Annotated in this window: 15 protein-coding genes; 7 read left to right on the forward strand and 8 right to left on the reverse strand. The window is 36.7% G+C overall.

What is annotated here, in order from left to right; genetic code table 11:
- Positions 1–621 precede the first annotated feature (621 nt).
- A complete protein-coding gene (locus HMPREF1495_RS05645; protein ID WP_034212793.1) occupies positions 622–4,320 on the forward strand; it encodes a hypothetical protein in 3,699 nt (1,232 codons plus the stop codon).
- On the forward strand, positions 4,320–5,330 hold the full coding sequence (locus HMPREF1495_RS05650) for a hypothetical protein (protein WP_034212795.1): 1,011 nt from the start codon (positions 4,320–4,322) through the stop codon (positions 5,328–5,330). The genes HMPREF1495_RS05645 and HMPREF1495_RS05650 overlap by 1 nt, the downstream gene beginning before the upstream one ends.
- Before the next feature lie 134 nt (positions 5,331–5,464).
- Here the strand turns inward: HMPREF1495_RS05650 and HMPREF1495_RS05655 are convergent, their stop codons facing one another.
- The 5 genes from HMPREF1495_RS05655 to HMPREF1495_RS05675 form a co-directional block, all read right to left on the reverse strand.
- On the reverse strand, positions 5,465–6,517 hold the full coding sequence (locus tag HMPREF1495_RS05655; protein WP_034212797.1) for an electron transfer flavoprotein subunit alpha/FixB family protein: 1,053 nt from the start codon (positions 6,515–6,517) through the stop codon (positions 5,465–5,467).
- A 13-nt stretch (positions 6,518–6,530) separates the two neighbouring features.
- Positions 6,531–7,313: an electron transfer flavoprotein subunit beta/FixA family protein gene (locus tag HMPREF1495_RS05660; protein ID WP_034212799.1), complete on the reverse strand. Its 783-nt coding sequence runs from the start codon at positions 7,311–7,313 to the stop codon at positions 6,531–6,533.
- A gap of 26 nt (positions 7,314–7,339) precedes the next feature.
- A complete protein-coding gene (locus HMPREF1495_RS05665; protein ID WP_034212801.1) occupies positions 7,340–8,494 on the reverse strand; it encodes an acyl-CoA dehydrogenase in 1,155 nt (384 codons plus the stop codon).
- Between the two features lie 174 nt (positions 8,495–8,668).
- Positions 8,669–9,505: a 3-hydroxyacyl-CoA dehydrogenase family protein gene (locus tag HMPREF1495_RS05670; protein ID WP_034212803.1), complete on the reverse strand. Its 837-nt coding sequence runs from the start codon at positions 9,503–9,505 to the stop codon at positions 8,669–8,671.
- 69 nt (positions 9,506–9,574) lie between these two features.
- A complete protein-coding gene (locus HMPREF1495_RS05675) occupies positions 9,575–10,351 on the reverse strand; it encodes an enoyl-CoA hydratase-related protein (RefSeq protein WP_034212805.1) in 777 nt (258 codons plus the stop codon).
- Positions 10,352–10,824: 473 nt separating this feature from the next.
- Here HMPREF1495_RS05675 and HMPREF1495_RS05680 point away from each other — a divergent pair, with 473 nt between their 5' ends.
- From HMPREF1495_RS05680 to HMPREF1495_RS05695, 4 genes are all read left to right on the forward strand, one after another.
- Entirely contained in the window at positions 10,825–12,012 is a 1,188-nt protein-coding gene (locus HMPREF1495_RS05680) for an acetyl-CoA C-acetyltransferase (RefSeq protein WP_034212807.1), read from the forward strand.
- Positions 12,009–12,659: a CoA transferase subunit A gene (locus tag HMPREF1495_RS05685; protein ID WP_009663214.1), complete on the forward strand. Its 651-nt coding sequence runs from the start codon at positions 12,009–12,011 to the stop codon at positions 12,657–12,659. Before HMPREF1495_RS05680 ends, HMPREF1495_RS05685 begins: the two co-directional genes overlap by 4 nt.
- A complete protein-coding gene (locus tag HMPREF1495_RS05690; protein WP_034212811.1) occupies positions 12,659–13,303 on the forward strand; it encodes a 3-oxoacid CoA-transferase subunit B in 645 nt (214 codons plus the stop codon). The genes HMPREF1495_RS05685 and HMPREF1495_RS05690 overlap by 1 nt, the downstream gene beginning before the upstream one ends.
- 259 nt (positions 13,304–13,562) lie before the next feature.
- Complete coding sequence (locus HMPREF1495_RS05695; RefSeq protein ID WP_034212813.1) at positions 13,563–14,930, forward strand: short-chain fatty acid transporter; 1,368 nt, start codon at positions 13,563–13,565, stop codon at positions 14,928–14,930.
- A 37-nt stretch (positions 14,931–14,967) separates the two neighbouring features.
- Here the strand turns inward: HMPREF1495_RS05695 and HMPREF1495_RS05700 are convergent, their stop codons facing one another.
- Positions 14,968–15,894 (reverse strand): calcium/sodium antiporter, encoded by a 927-nt coding sequence (locus HMPREF1495_RS05700; protein WP_034212815.1) that lies wholly within the window; start codon positions 15,892–15,894, stop codon positions 14,968–14,970.
- Between the two features lie 286 nt (positions 15,895–16,180).
- Here HMPREF1495_RS05700 and HMPREF1495_RS05705 point away from each other — a divergent pair, with 286 nt between their 5' ends.
- Positions 16,181–17,071: a polysaccharide deacetylase family protein gene (locus HMPREF1495_RS05705; RefSeq protein ID WP_034212817.1), complete on the forward strand. Its 891-nt coding sequence runs from the start codon at positions 16,181–16,183 to the stop codon at positions 17,069–17,071.
- 250 nt (positions 17,072–17,321) lie between these two features.
- Here HMPREF1495_RS05705 and HMPREF1495_RS05710 read toward each other — a convergent pair whose 3' ends face one another.
- Both HMPREF1495_RS05710 and HMPREF1495_RS05715 read right to left on the reverse strand, forming a co-directional pair.
- On the reverse strand, positions 17,322–17,915 hold the full coding sequence (locus HMPREF1495_RS05710) for a 3D domain-containing protein (RefSeq protein WP_007595456.1): 594 nt from the start codon (positions 17,913–17,915) through the stop codon (positions 17,322–17,324).
- A gap of 273 nt (positions 17,916–18,188) precedes the next feature.
- A complete protein-coding gene (locus HMPREF1495_RS05715) occupies positions 18,189–18,704 on the reverse strand; it encodes a DsbA family oxidoreductase (protein ID WP_034212820.1) in 516 nt (171 codons plus the stop codon).
- Positions 18,705–18,771 lie beyond the last annotated feature (67 nt).

The following is an 18,771-nucleotide window of genomic DNA, read 5'->3' on the forward strand; positions in this document are numbered from 1 at the left end:
ATCATTTATGCTTGACATATTTTTTCTTAAAGATAAAAAAATTAGGTAATCGAGAACTGATGTCCATAAAAATGTTTGTTGCGAACCAATTCTTAACAACCCCAAACACATAATTTTTTTTTAAAGATATCTATCCTTCTATGTTATATGCTATAATATGATTATACTTACAGTTAATTATTAGAATGATTTTTTGAAATAAATCAATAGAAAGTTAACTTTAGTTTCTGTGAATTAAGTTTAACCAAAAACTATTATGTCTATACACTAAAAGTTGTGTAGATTTTGAGCTTTTCAGACTGTTATCTAATTATTAAGATAGAGTAAGAACAGAGGTCACCTAATTATGATGTATATAGTTATCACGTATTATAAGATGTACATGTCACTTACATCTGTAATTGAGAATGTAATTTAATTTTTAGACGGAAAGATCTTAACATATAATATTGCGATTAATGAATTAATCGAAACGGCAAAAAATCAGAATACTGAGTCTAACTATATGCTTATCACAATAGCAGTGTATGTGATTGGAGGTTGGAGATATAAGGATAGTGGAGTAAGATAAAAATTTAATGTACATAATAAGATAGAAAAATACTAAAAACAGGAGAAAGAATGAAAATGGATATTGTGATGATTAACAAGATGATTACAGAACTTTTGGAGAGCATGCAACTATATAATGTTGGATTATTTGTTGGTCAAGGGATAAAAATGGAAGACTTAACAAATGTTGTATTATCACAAAAGTGGAGATTTGTAATAACAAGTCAGAAAAGAGGGGATTTTGGAAAGTTTTTCTCCTCTGAACAAAGGGATACAGATATTTACACGGAGCTAAAAGAAATTAAAAACGTATCTTTTAGTAGTATAAATTTACCTGTTATACAATTACTGGGCTTTGAAGGAAAGAATGAACTAGATGATATGACTGCAGATATGAATGCATCTGATATCATGGGAAATATTGTAAACAAGTTAGATACAAGAAGTAAGCTAGTTGTTATAGGTTATAATCCTACAGATTGTAATGAATTGAAGTTTGAAATTTTTTTTCCTAGATTGAGTCAGATAAGGGGAGCAAAAGTTTTTATATTCAATGATGGCATAAATAACGACTTTACAAAAAAGATGAAGGAACTTGTCCAAAATAGAAATGATTATTGGTGTGAATCATCGTTGAGTGATGCATTAAATTCCGTCGATTATGCGGGTAGTGTTTTAAGCGAAGTGGAAACAAGTTCGCCAAAGCAGTTATTCTATAAAGGGAATAAAGCAGCTTATATCGAAAATACAATACTATTAAAATGTCAAAACTTTGCTCAACTATTAACAGATGAAAATGTCAATGGAATAAAGCCTATAGGGGAAATCGAACAAAGAAGATATTATGAACTTTTTTTGGATAATTCATCTGTATCTCCTCAATGGTACGGATACTTTCCTGAACTGAATTATCATTTAAAACGACCTTTTGAAGAAACCCTGTTAAAACTAGTAGAACGCTCACTGGATGGCAAAGATTTAGCACATGATTCTGAAAATAAAAGGTTACCAATTATTTTGGAAGGTGACCCTGGAACCTCAAAAAGTATTGCGTTAGCAGCTATTGCATACAGAGTATTTAAAAAACATAAGAACCCGGTGGTTTTCATAAAAAATGAAGAGATATCATTTAATAATGAATATGGACGTGAATTTGATTTACTAAATAAGTTGCTAAGCGAAGTAGAGAGAGTTCCGGGATCTGACGAAAGAATTTTAATAATATGGGATACGGCAGCTTATAGAAATGTTGAGGATATTGCAGGAAATTTAAGCAGGCTATTAGACAATCTTGGGAGACGTTTCGTTTTAGTATGTACCGCTTATAGGGGAGCTAGTAAAGAAGATGTTAATATTAATCCACATTCCGAGAAAAAATCTAATATTAAAAAAGCATGGAAGTTAGAGTTAAAGGATAATTTTTCACTGATAAATGCTGATGAAAAAGATAATAGTGGGAAATATGTTTATAGTAATGGTCGTGCTTTGTTTGTTGCTACAAACAGAGACTTATCTGAGGAGGATAAAAAAAATTTAGCTAAGAAAATTGACAAATATAGTGATTTGAGTAGAGAAGAAAAGAAAATTTTGAATGAGAGGTTAAGTGAGGAAAATGATATTTTTATGTACTATTTTCTATTACGGGATGAATTGAGGGAACGACTGGCTGAAGGGTTAAACTTAGAACAGAGAATAGTTGGGTATTATGTAAAAAATCAATTAAATATGATAACTCATCGTAAAAAAGAAGAGAGATTGTTAAATCCGATGTATCAAGCTTTACTCAAAGCAGGAATTAAGTTGGAAGAAAGTACAATTAATGCTATTGAACATAATGAACAAAAAAAAATAGAGGCAAACAGAGATTTTGATTTAAACTCTTTTAATTCAGCTATTGCATTGTTTAGTAAATATAAATTGACATCTCCATATAAGCTTGCATTCTCAATGCTGTTTGTTGATTCAGATAGGACAGCTGATTCAATATATGGGGATCCACAGCTTTTTGATTTTATCATTACTTCTATACCATGGCTTTTTTATGGTACAGATTCTCATGACAAATTTATTTTTAGGTTTAGAAACTCAAGAGAGGCAGATATTTTTCTTAAAAACAATGGAATAGACGGTGAAAAGAAGATAAAGATTTTGGTGAAAATGCTTGATCTATATGTTAATGAGTATCAAGAAGATGAAGATATAAAGTATGCTTTGATTAACTTAGCTAGAATTATGGGACCTAATTCAGAGTATTACAATAATGAAATGGAGACAAAAGAACATCATCAAATACTACAGCATTTAGATGAAGTTATTTCTAAACTTTCCAGTATAAGAAAACTTTCAAATTCAGATAGTTTTGACAGTACTCTTGCTCAATTAGAAATTACATTTACAAGAGAATATTATGGTAAACTATGGGAAAAACTACAGGGAAATAATACGGATGAGTTTAGAGAAAAAAGAGTAAATAAATTGAACGAAGCTTTAGAATTAGCTCAAACTTGTATAAACCGGCTACAAGATGCACAATCAATAGTTGATTCAATTCAAAAAAAATATATCCAGGATCAAATTAATATTTTTGCATATGAGATTGCATATTGTAAAATAGCTATAGAAAAGTTAGTGGAAAGTAATAGAAAAATTAATAATAATGATGTTATAACACCAGAGTATTTTCAGATATATCCATTTTTAGTAAGAGCTATTAATTCAAATCCTGTTAATGGCTTTTCATATAATGCTATGTTTAAATTATTTGAACATGAGTATTCAAAACTTAGTAGTGATGAACAAAAACTTTCTATTTTGAGTGAAATTAGAGGCTATGTTGAAGAAGCTAGAACCTTGGATATAGTTAACAGAGGGATGAATGGAAGAGATGAGATTCAGGAGAATATTGTAAAGATTGAGGGAATGGCATCCGAATATCCTGTAGACATTGATGTTGTGGAAAAAGGAGAAAAGGATGATTCGTTTGTAAGAGTGTTTAATGAGTGTCTATCAAAAAATAAAGCATATGCAATAGTATTTGTATGCCAACAAGAACTAGATAAACATAAACTATTACATATAAGTGGGGATGAAAAAGGAGAAATATATAGTGATCTTCTATCAGATAAGCAGTTAGACATATGTCAAAAGGTATTTGATTTTTTATCTAAAGAAGAATATAAAACTTGTATAGAACATGATGCTTTTGCTCTGTATTTAAAACTTAGAGTGGCTTGGTTATTATTTAATAAGAGACCGTTAAATATTGGAAATAAGGAGGCTCAACTTACATATATTGAAAATGAAAACTGGAAAGTTATTTTTGATATTTGTGAAGCATATATCAATTGTAAAGGTGAGAACAAGAAACCAATTATGTATTTGATTTATGCATTATCAATAATTCAAACGGTTGGGGATTACTTAATGGCATATAAGACTATTGCCAGTATGGATAAAAAGGGTACAGCTTCTTTTGCATCTCAAGCAAGAATGAGAGTTCCATATATAGTTTGTAAAGAACCAGGAATATCTGAAAAGTATTCAGGTAGACTTTATAATTCAGATAATCAGACCTCGGGATATTTAGAAGTATCTGGAATTCCGATGGATATGGGAAAAAAAAGAGGAGTAAGAGTTTTTGCTAATAATATTGGAGAAAGAATACTCCCTAATAAGAATAGGCTGATTTCAGATCTAGAAATTGGAATCGGGTATACTGGCTTTTCAGCATATACTGAAACTGGAAGAAAGAATAGGGGGAACATGTAATGTCCGAACTTGAAATTATCTCTTTTGAGAAAGACACGAAGAGAATTAATGATGAAATAAAACAAAAAATTGCAAACCATTTATGGATGTTTTGTGGGTATAAAGATTCTATCCTTCCTGCTATGAATTTTAATGCAAAATATATAAAGGCAATATTTGATTTATATAATGTGATTATTGATTCAAGTTTAGTCACACGATTATATGGACAAAATGGAATAGCTCATAAAAAACAGAAAAATGCTAAACAGATAAAATATATAAGCGAAACCATAAATATGCTGCGTACTGTTGGATGCCACACAATTAGTGAAGAAAATATTAGAGAAGAAATTAGCCTTAAATTCAAAGAATGGCAATTCGAACATTGCGGAAATAATAATCCAACAGAAAATGAAGATTTTGAAAAACTAATAAAAGGATTATTGGATTTAGAAAGTGAATGTTTTAATTTATTAGACGACTTTATGAAAGATGCACTTAACCTGAAGAGTAATTTGAAAGATGAAATGGTAGAAAAATGGGAGAATGCTATTATTGAACACTATTTTAAAACAACAAATCAAAATATGTTTGAAAATAAATTGATTGAATGGTATAAAATGAAGCAACCAAATGGATCTTATCAAATTAATAAAATTGGAACATATAATGCTATTAACAATTGGATAATGGATGAAATTTATTTTAAAGAGAAAAAAGATATAGATCAACTGATGGAAGCTAAGGGGACTGGAAAGTTTACATCAGATGATTTAGATTCAATTAATCAGGCTATAAATAAATATAAATTAAGTATTGATGGAAAAAAGATGGAAGTTGCAAATTTTGTAGGAAAAGCTAATAAAATACAGGATTTAATACCGAGTGATTATAGGAAGCATTTTTTTAGTAAAGAAATTTTAGGCAAAAAAATGAGAGATTCAATTAATGGAATAAAGAGTGAAAATTTAACACTTCTTCCACAGGATTTATTTGGCTATATAATAAAGAATGAGTTCAATATGTAATCATTATTATATCAGAGTATTTATTTACCAGATTTGTGTTCATGCATAAGTTTTAAGCGTCAATAGATATGTCCAGGTAAAAAAGAGGCTGCACATTAATCACTTAGTGTGACAGCCTCAAAATTTTTACAATATTAATCTTCTTTAGCAAGCTCCGCTTTAATCTTCTCTGTAAGTGCAGGAACTATCTTGTTCAAATCACCTACTATACCATAGTCGGCAACGCTGAAGATAGGCGCATTCTCATCCTTATTGATAGCGATGATAATGTCGCTCTCTTCCATACCTGCCAAATGCTGTATAGCACCTGAAATACCTATTGCAAAATAAAGATGTGGACGAACTGTCTTACCTGTCTGTCCTACCTGAATATCCTTTGACATCCAACCTGCATCAACCACAGCTCTTGAACAGCTTACAGTGCCATGAAGTGCATCTGCCAAATCCTTAAGTATCTTAAAGTTCTCAGCAGAACCTACACCTCTACCTCCTGATACCAAAATCTTTGCAGCCATGATATCTTCCGTTGTCTTGGCATTTTTTACTATCTCAAGAATCTCAACATACTTGCTGTTCTCTTCAAGCTTGGCATCAAAGTCTATTACCTCCGCCTTTGCTCCTGCAACTCTTTCCTTCTTTTGCATAACACCCGGACGAACTGTTGCCATCTGAGGTCTGTTCTCAGGACATGCGATAGTAGCTATGGTATTTCCACCAAATGCAGGTCTTGTCATAAGAAGCTGATTATGCTTTTGCTCTCTTCCTGCAATAGCAACCAATGGATAATCACCGATCTCAAGCTGTGTACAGTCTGCTGTAAGTCCTGTTCCTACTCTTGCTGAAACTCTGGGTCCCAGATCTCTACCGATTGCTGTAGCACCGATAATGAATATCTCAGGCTTAAACTCGTTTATAACCGCTGACAGTGCCTGTGTATAAGGCTCTGTACGGTACTCTTTAAGTTTAGGATCATCTACAACTATTATCTTATCAGCACCGTGCTCGGCGAGTTCTTCAACCAGTCCCTTTATATCAGATCCAAGTAATACTGCTGTAACCTCAGTATTGAGATCAGCAGCCAAATCCTTACCTTTTCCTATAAGTTCAAGGGAAATACCGCTCAATTTGCCGTCTACCTGCTGGGCAAATGTAAACACTCCCCTGTATTCTTCTGTATTTTGTCTCATAAACGACTCCTTTTTAGATGATATGTGTTTCTTTTAACTTGCCTATGATGTAGTCAACAGACTCTGATGCACCAAGGTTTACCTGCTCTCCGGCACCCTTTCTAACCTTATCGGATGCTTTTGCAATCTGTGTCGGTGAACCCTTAAGACCTATATTTGAGTCATCAACTCCTACAAGGTCCGCTCTTGAGAATACAGTTACTTCTTTGTCATAAGCATCAAAAATACCACCCGGAGTCATATATCTTGGCTCATTAAGCTCTGATAAAGCTGTAATAAGTACAGGCATTTTTGCTTTTAAAACATGATATCTGTCATCAAACTGACGCTCTACCACGACGCTGTCGCCATCAATCTCTATCTTTTGTGCATAGCTGATAACAGGTAAATCCAGATGTTCTGAAATCTGCGGTCCTACCTGTGCAGTATCTCCGTCTATAGCCTGACGACCTGTGATAATAAGATCATACTCTAATTTTCTGAGTGCTCCGGCTATAGTCTGTGATGTAGCCCATGTATCGGCTCCTCCAAGTACTCTGTCTGTTATAAGCACAGCCTTGTCGGCGCCCATTGCCATAGCTTCTCTAAGCACTTCATCAGCCTTTGGAAGTCCCATAGTAACTACAGTAACTTCTGCACCGTATTTATCTTTAAGTCTAAGAGCAGCCTCAAGACCCGCCTTGTCATCCGGGTTCATAATTGTAAGCATAGCTCCTCTGTTTAATGTGCCGTCAGGGTTAAAAACAACACCGCCCTTTGTATCCGGCACTTGTTTAATACAAACAACTATCTTCATGACATCCTCCATTCGTAATAGCACAATTATTTAAGCAATGCGCCTGAAATTACCATTCTTTGTACTTCACTTGTACCTTCGTATACTTCTGTAATCTTTGCATCACGCATCATTCTTTCAATTTCATATTCTCTTGTATATCCATATCCGCCGTGAAGCTGTACTGCCTTTGTGGTAACTTCCATTGCCACTTCTGCAGCATAAAGCTTAGCCATAGCCGCTTCCTCCGAATATGTCTTCTGTGTTGCCTTAGCCATAGCTGCTCTATATACAAGCATCTGTGCCGCCTTTACTTTGGTTGCCATATTTGCAAGCTCAAACTGAGTATTCTGGAATGCTCCGATAGATCTTCCGAACTGCTTTCTCTCTTTTACATATGCAACGGTTCTCTCAAGTGCTCCCTCAGCGATACCAAGTGCCTGTGCGGCAATACCGATACGACCGCCGTCAAGAGTATGCATTGCGATACCGAATCCCTTACCTGCAGGACCGAGCATATTTTCCTTTGGAACTCTGCAATCTGTAAAAATAAGCTCATAAGTAGATGAACCTCTGATACCCATCTTCTTTTCCTTTGTTCCGAATCCGAATCCCGGTGTATCCTTCTCAACTATGAATGCGGAGAAAATCTTCTTCTGTCTGCCCTTTGCATCCACCTTTATCTCTGTACAAGCAATTACAACATAGATATCAGCCTCTTTACCGTTTGTTATAAAGATCTTTGAACCGTTAAGTACATACTCGTCACCGTCAAGCACAGCCTTTGTAACCGCACCCTGTGCATCCGTACCTGCATTAGGCTCTGTAAGTGCGAAAGCTCCAAGCTTCTCTCCCTTTGCCAAAGGAACAAGATATTTTTCCTTCTGCTCGGGTGTACCGTACATAGCGATAGGATCTGCACAAAGTGATGTATGAGCGGAAACAATAACACCTGTTGTAGCACATACTTTTGACAACTCTTCTACACACATCACATATGCAAGAGGATCGGCTCCCTGTCCTCCATACTCCTTTGCTACAGGAATACCAAGGAAACCGTATTTTGCCATCTTTGTTACAGTCTCTCTTGGAAATATTTCCGTTTCATCCACCTCTATTGCAAGAGGTTTTACTTCCTTTTCGGCAAACTCCCTAAAGAGGGATCTTGCCATCTCATGTTTCTTGTCTAAAGTAAAATCCATGAATCATACCTACTTGAATAAATCCAAGTGCAAACATAAATAGTGAAAGTCTTTGTTTGCGTTATCCTTTCTTAGTTTTCTTTCACCTATATAGTAAATACAAACCCGCCTTTTGTATCTATCTCACATTAAAACCCCTTTCTACATTTTAACTGTAAAAAGGGGATATATATTTTACTTATAAGAGAATATTCCTTCTCCGGTCTTCTTACCAAGCTTACCTGCAGCTACAAGCTCTTTTAACTTCGGAGCCGGTAAATACTTGTCATCCCCTGTCTCATTGTGAATAACTTCCATAATGGCAAGACATATATCAAGTCCGATAAGATCTGCCAAATGAAGAGGTCCCATAGGATGTGCGCATCCCAGAATCATAGCTGTGTCTACACCTTCAGCATCTGCTGTGCCTGCAGCCCATACATTGATTGCTTCATTGATCATTGGAACAAGGATACGGTTTACTACAAATCCCGGTGCTTCTTTAACCTGTACAGGAGTCTTTCCTATATCTTCAGATATCTTCTTAATCTTTTCCACCAATTCTGCAGGTGTCTTTTCTCCACCGATTACCTCAACAAGTTTCATTCTGTCTGCAGGGTTAAAGAAATGCATACCTACTACAGGTCTGTCAAGCGCCTCACCTATTCTTGTGATAGAAAGTGATGAAGTATTTGAAGCGAAAATACAATCCTTAGGAACTATATTCTGAAGCTCTTTAAAAATCTGCTGCTTAACTTCCATCTTTTCAAGCGCTACTTCCACAATCAAATCACAGTCACTGCAGATATCGCTAAGGCCTACTTTTATTTTTGAAATAATTGCATCTCCGGCCTCTTTTGATATTTTCTCTTTTCCTACAAGGAAATTGATGTTCTTTTGAATCTTTGCAAAACCTGCCTGTGCGTATTCTTCCTTAATATCACAAAGTCTTACTTCATATCCTTCTGTCATTGCAAAAGCCTGAGCAATTCCTGAACCCATTGTACCTGCACCGATAATACCAACTTTCATTTTTTTATCCTTTCTGAATTAAAATATATATTTTTGACTTTTTTATAATTTTTTATATTAAACCGGTATTTATGAATTAGTAAAATTCTTCTCTTTTCTCTTTTCAAGAAAAGTGTTCATACCCTCTATCTGATCATGTGTTTCAAAGCAACTTCCAAAGAGCTTTTCTTCAATCACAATCGCATCGTCCATCTTCGCATCAAGTCCGTCATTGATAGCTTTCTTACATGCACGAACTGCAATAGGAGCGTTTTGTGCTATAGTAGCCGCCATCTTCTTTGCGGCAGGCATAAGTTCCTCCGGTGAATATATAGCGTTAACCAGCCCTATTCTAAACGCCTCATCAGCTTTTATATTTCTTGCTGTATAAATCAACTGCTTTGCCATTCCTACGCCGACTATTCTTGCAAGTCTTTGTGTTCCGCCAAATCCAGGTGTGATTCCAAGTCCCACCTCAGGCTGACCGAACACTGCATTATCTGAGCATATACGAATATCACAGCTCATAGCAATCTCACATCCTCCGCCAAGTGCAAATCCGTTTACAGCGGCTATAACAGGAACAGGGAAAGTTTCTATCTTTCTGAATACATCATTTCCCTTCTTTCCGAAAGCCTCACCCTCTACCGGACTTAATTTGCTCATTTCACCTATATCGGCACCTGCTACAAAAGACTTATCTCCTGAACCTGTCAAAATGACGGCTCTGATTGTATTAGTGTCAATACTGTCAAAGCAAGCATCAAGCTCAGCCAGTACTTCAGAGTTCAAAGCATTGAGCGCCTTCGGTCTGTCTATTGTAACAATACCTACAGCACCTTCTGTATCAAACCTTACAAAACCCATAAAACACCTCCTTGTCAATATTGCATGTCAGGAATCAAGCTTGACATGTAAATCCATATGATAAAAATATAACATATATGTATCCGACAATCAATTAGTTTTTTCGACTAATTATTATATCCATTTTGCATAACAATATTCTAAAATCGAAATATCATCATGCTTAAAACATATATTTTTTTCATTTATATTGAGCAAAATTATTTTGCTGTTCTTTTTATTATCTGCAAAAGATTAAACACGACTCATCTTTAATATTTTTTACATACCAATATTTTTATTTATTATAACACATTGTTTAAATAAGATATATATAAAAACATATTATTTTTTTTATAGCAATTTTGAATAACCAAGGGGTGGATAATTGATTACACTTGTGATATGCTATATGTGATACATATATCTGACAATACAAAAAAGTTTACTCAATCGGTATTGTCCACTTTTATAGAATAAGTGAGGTGAAAAATATGAAAGAAGTAGTTATCGTCAGTGCTGCAAGAACAGCTATCGGTAGTTTCGGCGGTTCATTGGCAGGTGTAAGTGCAGTAGACCTCGGTATAACTGCAGCAAAGGGAGCTATTGAACGTGCAGGCATTGACGCTTCTCTTATCGACGAAGCCGTTATAGGAAATGTTTTAGGAGCAGGACTTGGCCAGAATATCGCTCGTCAGGTAATACTCGGAGCGGGATTGCCAAATACAACACCCGCATTTTCAATAAATAAGGTTTGCGGTTCAGGTCTTAGAACTGTTGAACTTGCAGCACAGATTATAAAAGCCGGTGATGCGGATATCATTCTTGCCGGCGGTACGGAGAGCATGTCAAACGCTCCATATCTTGTTAAAGGCGCAAGATTCGGCGTTAAGATGGGTAATCAAACATTGATTGACGAGATGATTACAGACGGTCTTTGGGATGCTTACAACAACTATCACATGGGCGTGACAGCTGAAAATATTGCTGAACAAAAAGGAATAACAAGAGAAGACCAGGATGTATTCTCGGTTGAAAGCCAGAGAAGAGCACAGGTAGCTATAGAGACCGGAAGATTAAAAGATGAAATAGTTCCTGTACTTATTCCTCAAAGAAAAGGCGATCCTAAGGTATTTGATACGGATGAATATCCTAAGTTCAATACTACAATCGAAAATCTTGCAAAGCTTAAACCGGCATTTAAAAAAGACGGTACTGTAACTGCAGGTAATGCTTCAGGTATCAATGACGGTGCCGCAATGTTCATTATCGCATCAAAGGAAAAGGCACTTGAGCTTAATCTTCCTATCATGGCTACTATAAAGGGATATGCTTCAGGAGGTGTTGCCCCAAGCGTAATGGGACTCGGAGTAATTCCGGCATCACAAAAAGCAATGCAAAAGGCAGGTATCACAGCCGACGATCTTGAACTTATAGAGGCAAACGAAGCTTTTGCGGCACAGGCTCTTGCAGTATGCAACGAACTCGGATTTAAGAGAGAAATCACAAATGTAAACGGCGGTGCAATCGCACTTGGACATCCCATCGGAGCATCAGGTGCAAGAATACTCACCACTTTACTCTTTGAGATGCAAAAAAGAGATGTTAAATGCGGCCTTGCTACACTGTGTATAGGTGGTGGAATGGGCACAGCAATTGTTGTAGAAAGGGAGACAAAATGAAAATAGTTTCAATCAAAGATGCTATCGCAGGTATCAATGACGGCGCTACAATCATGGTAGGCGGATTTTTAGCATGCGGTACACCCGAACCGATTATTGATGCATTAGTTGAAAAAGGTGTAAAGGACTTAACGCTTATTTGTAATGATACGGCAACTCCTACCACAGGTATCGGTAAACTGGTTGCCAACAATCAGGTAAAAAAAGTTATTGCAACACATATAGGTACAAATCCTATAACAGGACAAAAGATGAATGACGGCACTATGGAGGTTGAGCTTTCTCCTCAGGGTACACTTGCAGAGAGAATACGTTCCGGCGGCGCAGGACTTGGAGGTGTACTTACACCTACAGGTGTAGGTACCGAGGTTGCCGAAGGTAAGCAGGTATTAAATATTGACGGTAAAGATTATCTTTTGGAAAAACCTTTAAGAGCTGACTTTGCACTTATCGGTGCAACAATAGCCGATGAGAAGGGAAACCTTTACTTTACGGCTACCAGCAAAAACTTCAATACAGTTATGGCAACTGCTGCCGATGTTGTTATTGCAGGTGCGGAACTTATAGTTCCTGTAGGCGATATACAGCCTGAAAATGTTGCAATACCTGCAATATTTGTAGATTATCTTGTAGGAGGTGAGTCATAATGTCAAAAGAGAGAATTGCAAGACGTGTTGCAAGAGATTTAAACGATGGTGACGTGGTAAACTTAGGTATAGGACTTCCTACAATGGTGGCTGACTATGTACCTGAGGGTATAGAAATTACACTTCAGTCAGAGAACGGAATCCTCGGTATGGGACCTTTGGCTTCAAGTGCAACAGCAAATAAACATTTAATTAATTCCGGCGGACAAAATGTTACCGTGCTTCCGGGTGCCGCATACTTTGACAGCGCATTCTCATTTATGATTATTCGAGGAGGCCATGTTGATATGACCGTTTTAGGTGCATTGCAGGTGGATGCTCACGGAAATCTTGCAAGCCATATAGTTCCGGGTAAAATGGTACCCGGTATGGGCGGTGCTATGGATCTTGTTACAGGTTCAAAGAAGGTTGTTGTCGCTATGACACATACCGCCAAAGACGGTGCACCGAAGATTTTAAAAGATATCACACTCCCTGCTACAGCTATTCATGCAGTTGATGAAATTGTTACTGAATTGGCTGTAATAAAGGTTACAGATGAAGGTCTTGTGCTTACAGAAGTAGCTGAGGGCGTAAGTGTGGAAGATGTTATAGCAAAGACAGAGGCACCTCTTAAGGTTGCAGATGATTTAAAGACATTCTAATTTATTTTAGTATAATTTAAATTCCCATGACCGGGATGCCGTATTTAAAAGATTAATCTCTTTTAAGATCGACATTCCGGTCTTTTATAATCTCATATCGGATGACTTCAGTATCAGAAAATACTAATTACAAAGATATTTTTGTGTGATATATATAATATATTTATACATTTTCGTTATTTTTAAGACTGGAAAAACGGATATCGGATTGATATAATAATGTTAATAATTAAACAATTTGCAAAAAGGAGGCAGATAAATGTTTAAGAAATTTACAAACGCATGTGTAAATATTGTTCAGAAATATTTGCCGGACGCATTTATTTTTTGTATCGTACTTACTATTCTTGTTTTTGTCGCTGCAATGCCTGTCAGCAAAATGAATCCGTTTGAAATAGCGAACGCTTGGGGCGAGAGTATGTGGTCATTGCTCGGATTCTCAATGCAGATGGCTTTGGTGCTTGTTCTCGGCACGGCACTTGCTACCGCACCGCTGGTAAAGAGGGCTATAAATGCGGCTGCAGGAGTTCCTAAATCTCCTACATCGGCAATTATTTTTATTACAGTGGTTTCAATGATTGCCTGCTGGCTTAACTGGGGATTCGGACTTGTAGTCGGTGCCATACTCGCAAAGGAAATTGCAAAAAAAGTAAAAGGCGTTGACTACAGACTTCTTATCGCATCGGCTTATTCAGGTTTCGTAATATGGCATGCAGGTTTCTCAGGTTCCATACCGCTTCAGCTTGCATCATACAGTGAAGCTATAGGTACACAAACAGCAGGTGCTGTAACAGAATCAATACCTACTTCACAGACAATATTCTCAGCTTGGAATCTTATAATTGTTATAGCTATAATTATAGTTATAGCATTTGTAAATGCACAGATGCATCCCACTCCTGAGGATACCGTTACTGTAGATCCTAAGCTATTGGTAGAAACCGAAACTGCCAAGGTTACGGATAAAACAGCGACACCGGCTGAATGGCTTGAGAGATTCCCTCTGCTTTCAATACTTGTGGCAATACTTGCCATAGTTTATTTAATATACACATATAAAACAAAGGGAAGTATCACTTTGTCACTTAATGTAGTAAATTTGATTTTCCTTACACTTGGAATTATATTCCATGGAACACCTATAAGTTATGTAAACGCTATTACAGATGCCGCAAAGAGTGCCGGAGGTATTATATTACAGTTCCCGTTCTATGCAGGTATCATGGGCATTATGACCGCTACAGGTCCTACAGGACAGTCACTTGCAGGTGCTATAAGTGATTTCTTTGTAAATATATCAAATCAGACTACATTCCCGTTGTTTACTTTCCTTTCAGCAGGTATTGTAAACTTCTTCGTACCTTCAGGTGGCGGTCAGTGGGCTGTACAGGCTCCTATCGTAATGCCTGCCGGAAATGCTCTTGGAGTCTCTCCGGCAGTATCAGCCATGGCTATTGCATGGGGTGATGCATGGACAAATATGCTTCAACCGTTCTGGGCCCTACCGGCTCTCGGTATAGCAGGTCTCGGTGCAAGAGATATTATGGGATATTGCGCTATAGTTCTTATTGTAACGGGAATAATCATTGGATGCGGATTCCTATTCCTCGTCCCGTTCCTGGCATAAACATAAAAAGTACCGGCCCACAACCGGTACTTTTTTCTTATCTTAAAATAATATATACAGTATACGCTATATAGGCCGCTACCATTGCGAGGCCTTCTTTTTTTGATATCTCACCGTCATTCTTGGCAAGTATATATACCATCAAACTTGCACAAAGCAAAAATAATGTATCGTATACAGCCACAACTTCCGCACCTATCGGATTAAGTACCGATGAAAATGCCAGAATAAATATTATATTGAATATATTTGAACCTACAACATTTCCAAGGGCAAGCGCATTCTCTCCCTTGCTTGATGCTACAATACTTGTCACAAGTTCAGGAAGCGATGTTCCTATAGCGACTATTGTAAGTCCGACCAGAGTCTCACTCATTCCAAACATCAACGCTATCTCGGAAGCGGATTCCACTACCTTGTCACCGCCAAACACTACAAGAGCAAGTCCTCCCACTATATAAACAATGGCCAAATGTATCGGTAAATTCTTTTTCTTTTCATCATTAGCGTCATTGCTTCCCTTTAATGCAAGTCTTATAGTGTATATCATATACGCTATAAAAATCAGCAGAAAAATAACTCCGGCAATTCTGTCTATGCCGCTTAAAAAGAAAACAAATCCAAGCAACAATATTGTTATAACAATATTTACAATATAATCAAATTTCAAAAGCGCCTTATCCACCGGCATAGCATGTATTATTCCACAAATTCCCACTACAGCCAGAAGATTAAATATATTGGATCCGATTACATTATTAAGCGCTATTGCATTGTTGCCCTTTAATGCCGCATCAATACTTACCGCCGCCTCAGGTGCACTGGTTCCGAAAGCCACTATAGTAAGCCCTATTACAACCGAAGGGACATTCAACTTTCTTGCCACTCCCGAAGCACCCTCAACAAAAAAATTGGCTCCTCCCACAAGACATACGAAGCCTAAAATAAGCCATATATATACCATAAAATCATTCCTTTACATTAAAAACTGAACACAGACATAATATCTATATATTTTCAGATTGTCAACATAAGTATTAAAAATAAACTTTATTTCTATTCATCTACTGCTTAAAGAGCAATTACATATTCCTTTAAAAGTATTTAAGAAATTTATCAACACAAATATAGTATTATCTGCTATACTAGGTAAATGTATCGAATACTCTGTATGTCATCTACATCTTATATTTTGTCTATCGTAGATTCCACACAACTCAGGGCATTCAATTTATCTAAGGAAGGTAGAAATGAAAAAGAGAAGTAGAAGAAGACGAAAGAATATTTTCGTCCCGATTGTAGTTTTAATTTTTTGTTGTATTTTTACGGCAATGGTTGCCTATGGATGGCAGTCACGTAAAAAGAATGTAAAAGTAGCCGATTCCTCAAAGAATGCAAATGAAACTGTAGAAGTAAATCAAAGTGAAACTTCAACCGACGGTGAAATCAATGCAATATCCGAGAGTGAGACGGATACAACGGCTGAAACCACCACAGTACCTGTGAGCAATCCGGGTCCGGATGAAAAGGTTGTTTATTTCACATTTGACGACGGTCCTTGGACAGGTACACCAAGACTTTTGGATATCTTGGATCAGTACAATATCAAGGCTTGCTTCTTTGTTACAGCACAGTATATGGATACTGAACCTCTGATAAATATGCTTAAGCAGATAAAAGACAGAGGACATAATGTAGCCGTTCACAGTTTGACACATAACTACAAGCAGATATATGCTTCCGTAGATGCTTTTATGGCAGACTATGACGCTATGGACGATCTTATATTTAAGGCTACAGGTGAGCACAGCACTATGCTTCGTTTCCCGGGCGGAAGCAATGCAAGCTATAATAAAGCTATAAGACCTCAGCTTTTACAGGCTGTAAGAGACAGAGGAATAGTATACTTTGACTGGAACTCATTTGACGGTGACGTAGAGGGCAAGAGAGGTCAGGAACTTATCGACCAGACTATCAGACAGGTAAATGAGAATACTCACTCCATTTTACTTATGCATGATATGCCGAATACCGCATTCGTACACGACGCTCTCCCTACAATCATAGAGAGACTGCAAGCTGACGGATATAAGTTTGAGCTTCTTAATGAAAATACACCACCAAGACAGTTTGCAAAATAATATATAAAGGTCTTAATTTTTCCATTTTATTACTTCGGAAGGAATTAAGACCTTTTTTAATACACAAAATATAAAAAAGAGAAAACCGAAATGATTTTCTCTCTAATATCCCTTTTGCAAATGTATTAACTATATTACCCCTTCTTGATAAAGAGGCCTCTGAGCCATATATGCTGTATATTGCTCACGTTACCTGCTGTAACTATGTCTAACTGTTCTTTTATATTAACTTATTTGCTGTATTCTATTTTTACTGATTCTGTCCGGCCTGTCTTTCAGCTCTTCTTGCCAAGATTGCTTCAATCTTTTGCTGAGCCTCCTTCGCATCGCCTTCAACAATATAAAGTTCCGGATATCTTACTCCGTGCGCTCTGGCTTCACTATCATTGTTCATATAGATATCAATGGTTCTTCCCTTGATATTACCACCTGTATCCTCAACAACATAGATAGTATCACTATTTCCTATGCGGACTCTTGTACCCCTTGGGAGCACTGACCAGTCAGCTGCAATAGTTCTTCCAACAACCGGTGTTGTGCCTGCTTTTGTTATATTTGAAGGATCGCAATCATGTGAGTAGGCATAGGCTTTAAACTTACCTATGGATCTTCCCTTAGCCGCTTCTCTAAGAGCAGCTATTTCCGCATCCTCCTTTGCTACAAGCTCAGCTTCCTGCTGTTGTTTATATGAGTCAAGCGTTGTTTCATACTGATCGGCATTCAAACCGAATGCGGGACCTGTAACTTTGTCAACCTCCGCCTGTGTAGCTGCATAAGCACTTCCTGCCATCAATGCAGAAAATACACATGCTACTAAAGTAACCTTTTTTATTTTATTTATCATTTACTTCCTTTCTTGCAAAGAACGAATCTTTTGTTCGTCGGGATACACTAATTATATTACATAAATGTTAAATGTCAATAAGAAAATGTTGCATTCTCTTTGCGAAGCATTAAAAAAGGCTCGACCACTCTATTTTTTCGGTTTTTCTGCACAAAAAAATCACGTTAAAATACATTAATTATATATAATAACGTGATATCTCTTATGTTATCTATAAAACTTTGTTAAATATTTTTTAAGTAACTTTTGTAAATTTCTATATAAAATTACTCTCTATTCCGCATTTGAAGCGATTTTAAAAAGCTCTGCAACTTTGCTTATAGGAACCAAAAGTCCGCCTCCCGATGCCGCCATCTTATCACCGTATACATAAGAAGGTACGGCCTGAATCTCCAAAGTCTGCCAAACTTCAATATTTGAATCTTCCACCTTCTTTGCATTCCTGTCCTCATTAAGCAAGGTAAGGATATCTTCTCTCTTTGCGCCTGCAGCTTCGGCCAAATCAGCCAAAAGCTCTACATCATCAATTCTTTGCTGATTCTCAAAATGTGCTTCAAATACCGAATCATTGTACTTTTTGATATTAAAGCCGTTTTCCGCCAAATAAAATCCTACCTGTGCGGCCAAATCGGAATGCACACTTGCAGGTTCAGGTCTTGGATGAGCTTCACATGGGGACCATTCAATCTCTACAGTTTTATAATCCGGAAGAATATCTCCAAGTTCCTTTAAACCTTTATAACAAAACGGACAGGTATAATCATAAAAAACTTTAATCTTCTTTGACATAAACTTTTCCTTTCTACTCACAGTATATGATATATTCATACTTTGTAATATTTATTATAACATATAC

Origin of the sequence: Lachnoanaerobaculum sp. MSX33, from assembly GCF_000512995.1 — a bacterium.
GTDB lineage: Bacteria > Bacillota > Clostridia > Lachnospirales > Lachnospiraceae > Lachnoanaerobaculum.

Bases quoted from the DNA above. Each gene is read 5' to 3' on its own strand.
- HMPREF1495_RS05665 (WP_034212801.1), bottom strand. From the start codon at position 8,494: ATGGATTTTACTTTAGACAAGAAACATGAGATGGCAAGATCCCTCTTT.
- HMPREF1495_RS05695 (WP_034212813.1), top strand. From the start codon at position 13,563: ATGTTTAAGAAATTTACAAACGCATGTGTAAATATTGTTCAGAAATAT.
- HMPREF1495_RS05685 (WP_009663214.1), top strand. From the start codon at position 12,009: ATGAAAATAGTTTCAATCAAAGATGCTATCGCAGGTATCAATGACGGC.
- HMPREF1495_RS05655 (WP_034212797.1), bottom strand. From the start codon at position 6,517: ATGAGACAAAATACAGAAGAATACAGGGGAGTGTTTACATTTGCCCAG.
- HMPREF1495_RS05675 (WP_034212805.1), bottom strand. From the start codon at position 10,351: ATGGGTTTTGTAAGGTTTGATACAGAAGGTGCTGTAGGTATTGTTACA.
- HMPREF1495_RS05650 (WP_034212795.1), top strand. From the start codon at position 4,320: ATGTCCGAACTTGAAATTATCTCTTTTGAGAAAGACACGAAGAGAATT.
- HMPREF1495_RS05680 (WP_034212807.1), top strand. From the start codon at position 10,825: ATGAAAGAAGTAGTTATCGTCAGTGCTGCAAGAACAGCTATCGGTAGT.
- HMPREF1495_RS05710 (WP_007595456.1), bottom strand. From the start codon at position 17,915: ATGATAAATAAAATAAAAAAGGTTACTTTAGTAGCATGTGTATTTTCT.
- HMPREF1495_RS05700 (WP_034212815.1), bottom strand. From the start codon at position 15,894: ATGGTATATATATGGCTTATTTTAGGCTTCGTATGTCTTGTGGGAGGA.
- HMPREF1495_RS05660 (WP_034212799.1), bottom strand. From the start codon at position 7,313: ATGAAGATAGTTGTTTGTATTAAACAAGTGCCGGATACAAAGGGCGGT.
- HMPREF1495_RS05670 (WP_034212803.1), bottom strand. From the start codon at position 9,505: ATGAAAGTTGGTATTATCGGTGCAGGTACAATGGGTTCAGGAATTGCT.
- HMPREF1495_RS05690 (WP_034212811.1), top strand. From the start codon at position 12,659: ATGTCAAAAGAGAGAATTGCAAGACGTGTTGCAAGAGATTTAAACGAT.
- HMPREF1495_RS05705 (WP_034212817.1), top strand. From the start codon at position 16,181: ATGAAAAAGAGAAGTAGAAGAAGACGAAAGAATATTTTCGTCCCGATT.
- HMPREF1495_RS05715 (WP_034212820.1), bottom strand. From the start codon at position 18,704: ATGTCAAAGAAGATTAAAGTTTTTTATGATTATACCTGTCCGTTTTGT.
- HMPREF1495_RS05645 (WP_034212793.1), top strand. From the start codon at position 622: ATGAAAATGGATATTGTGATGATTAACAAGATGATTACAGAACTTTTG.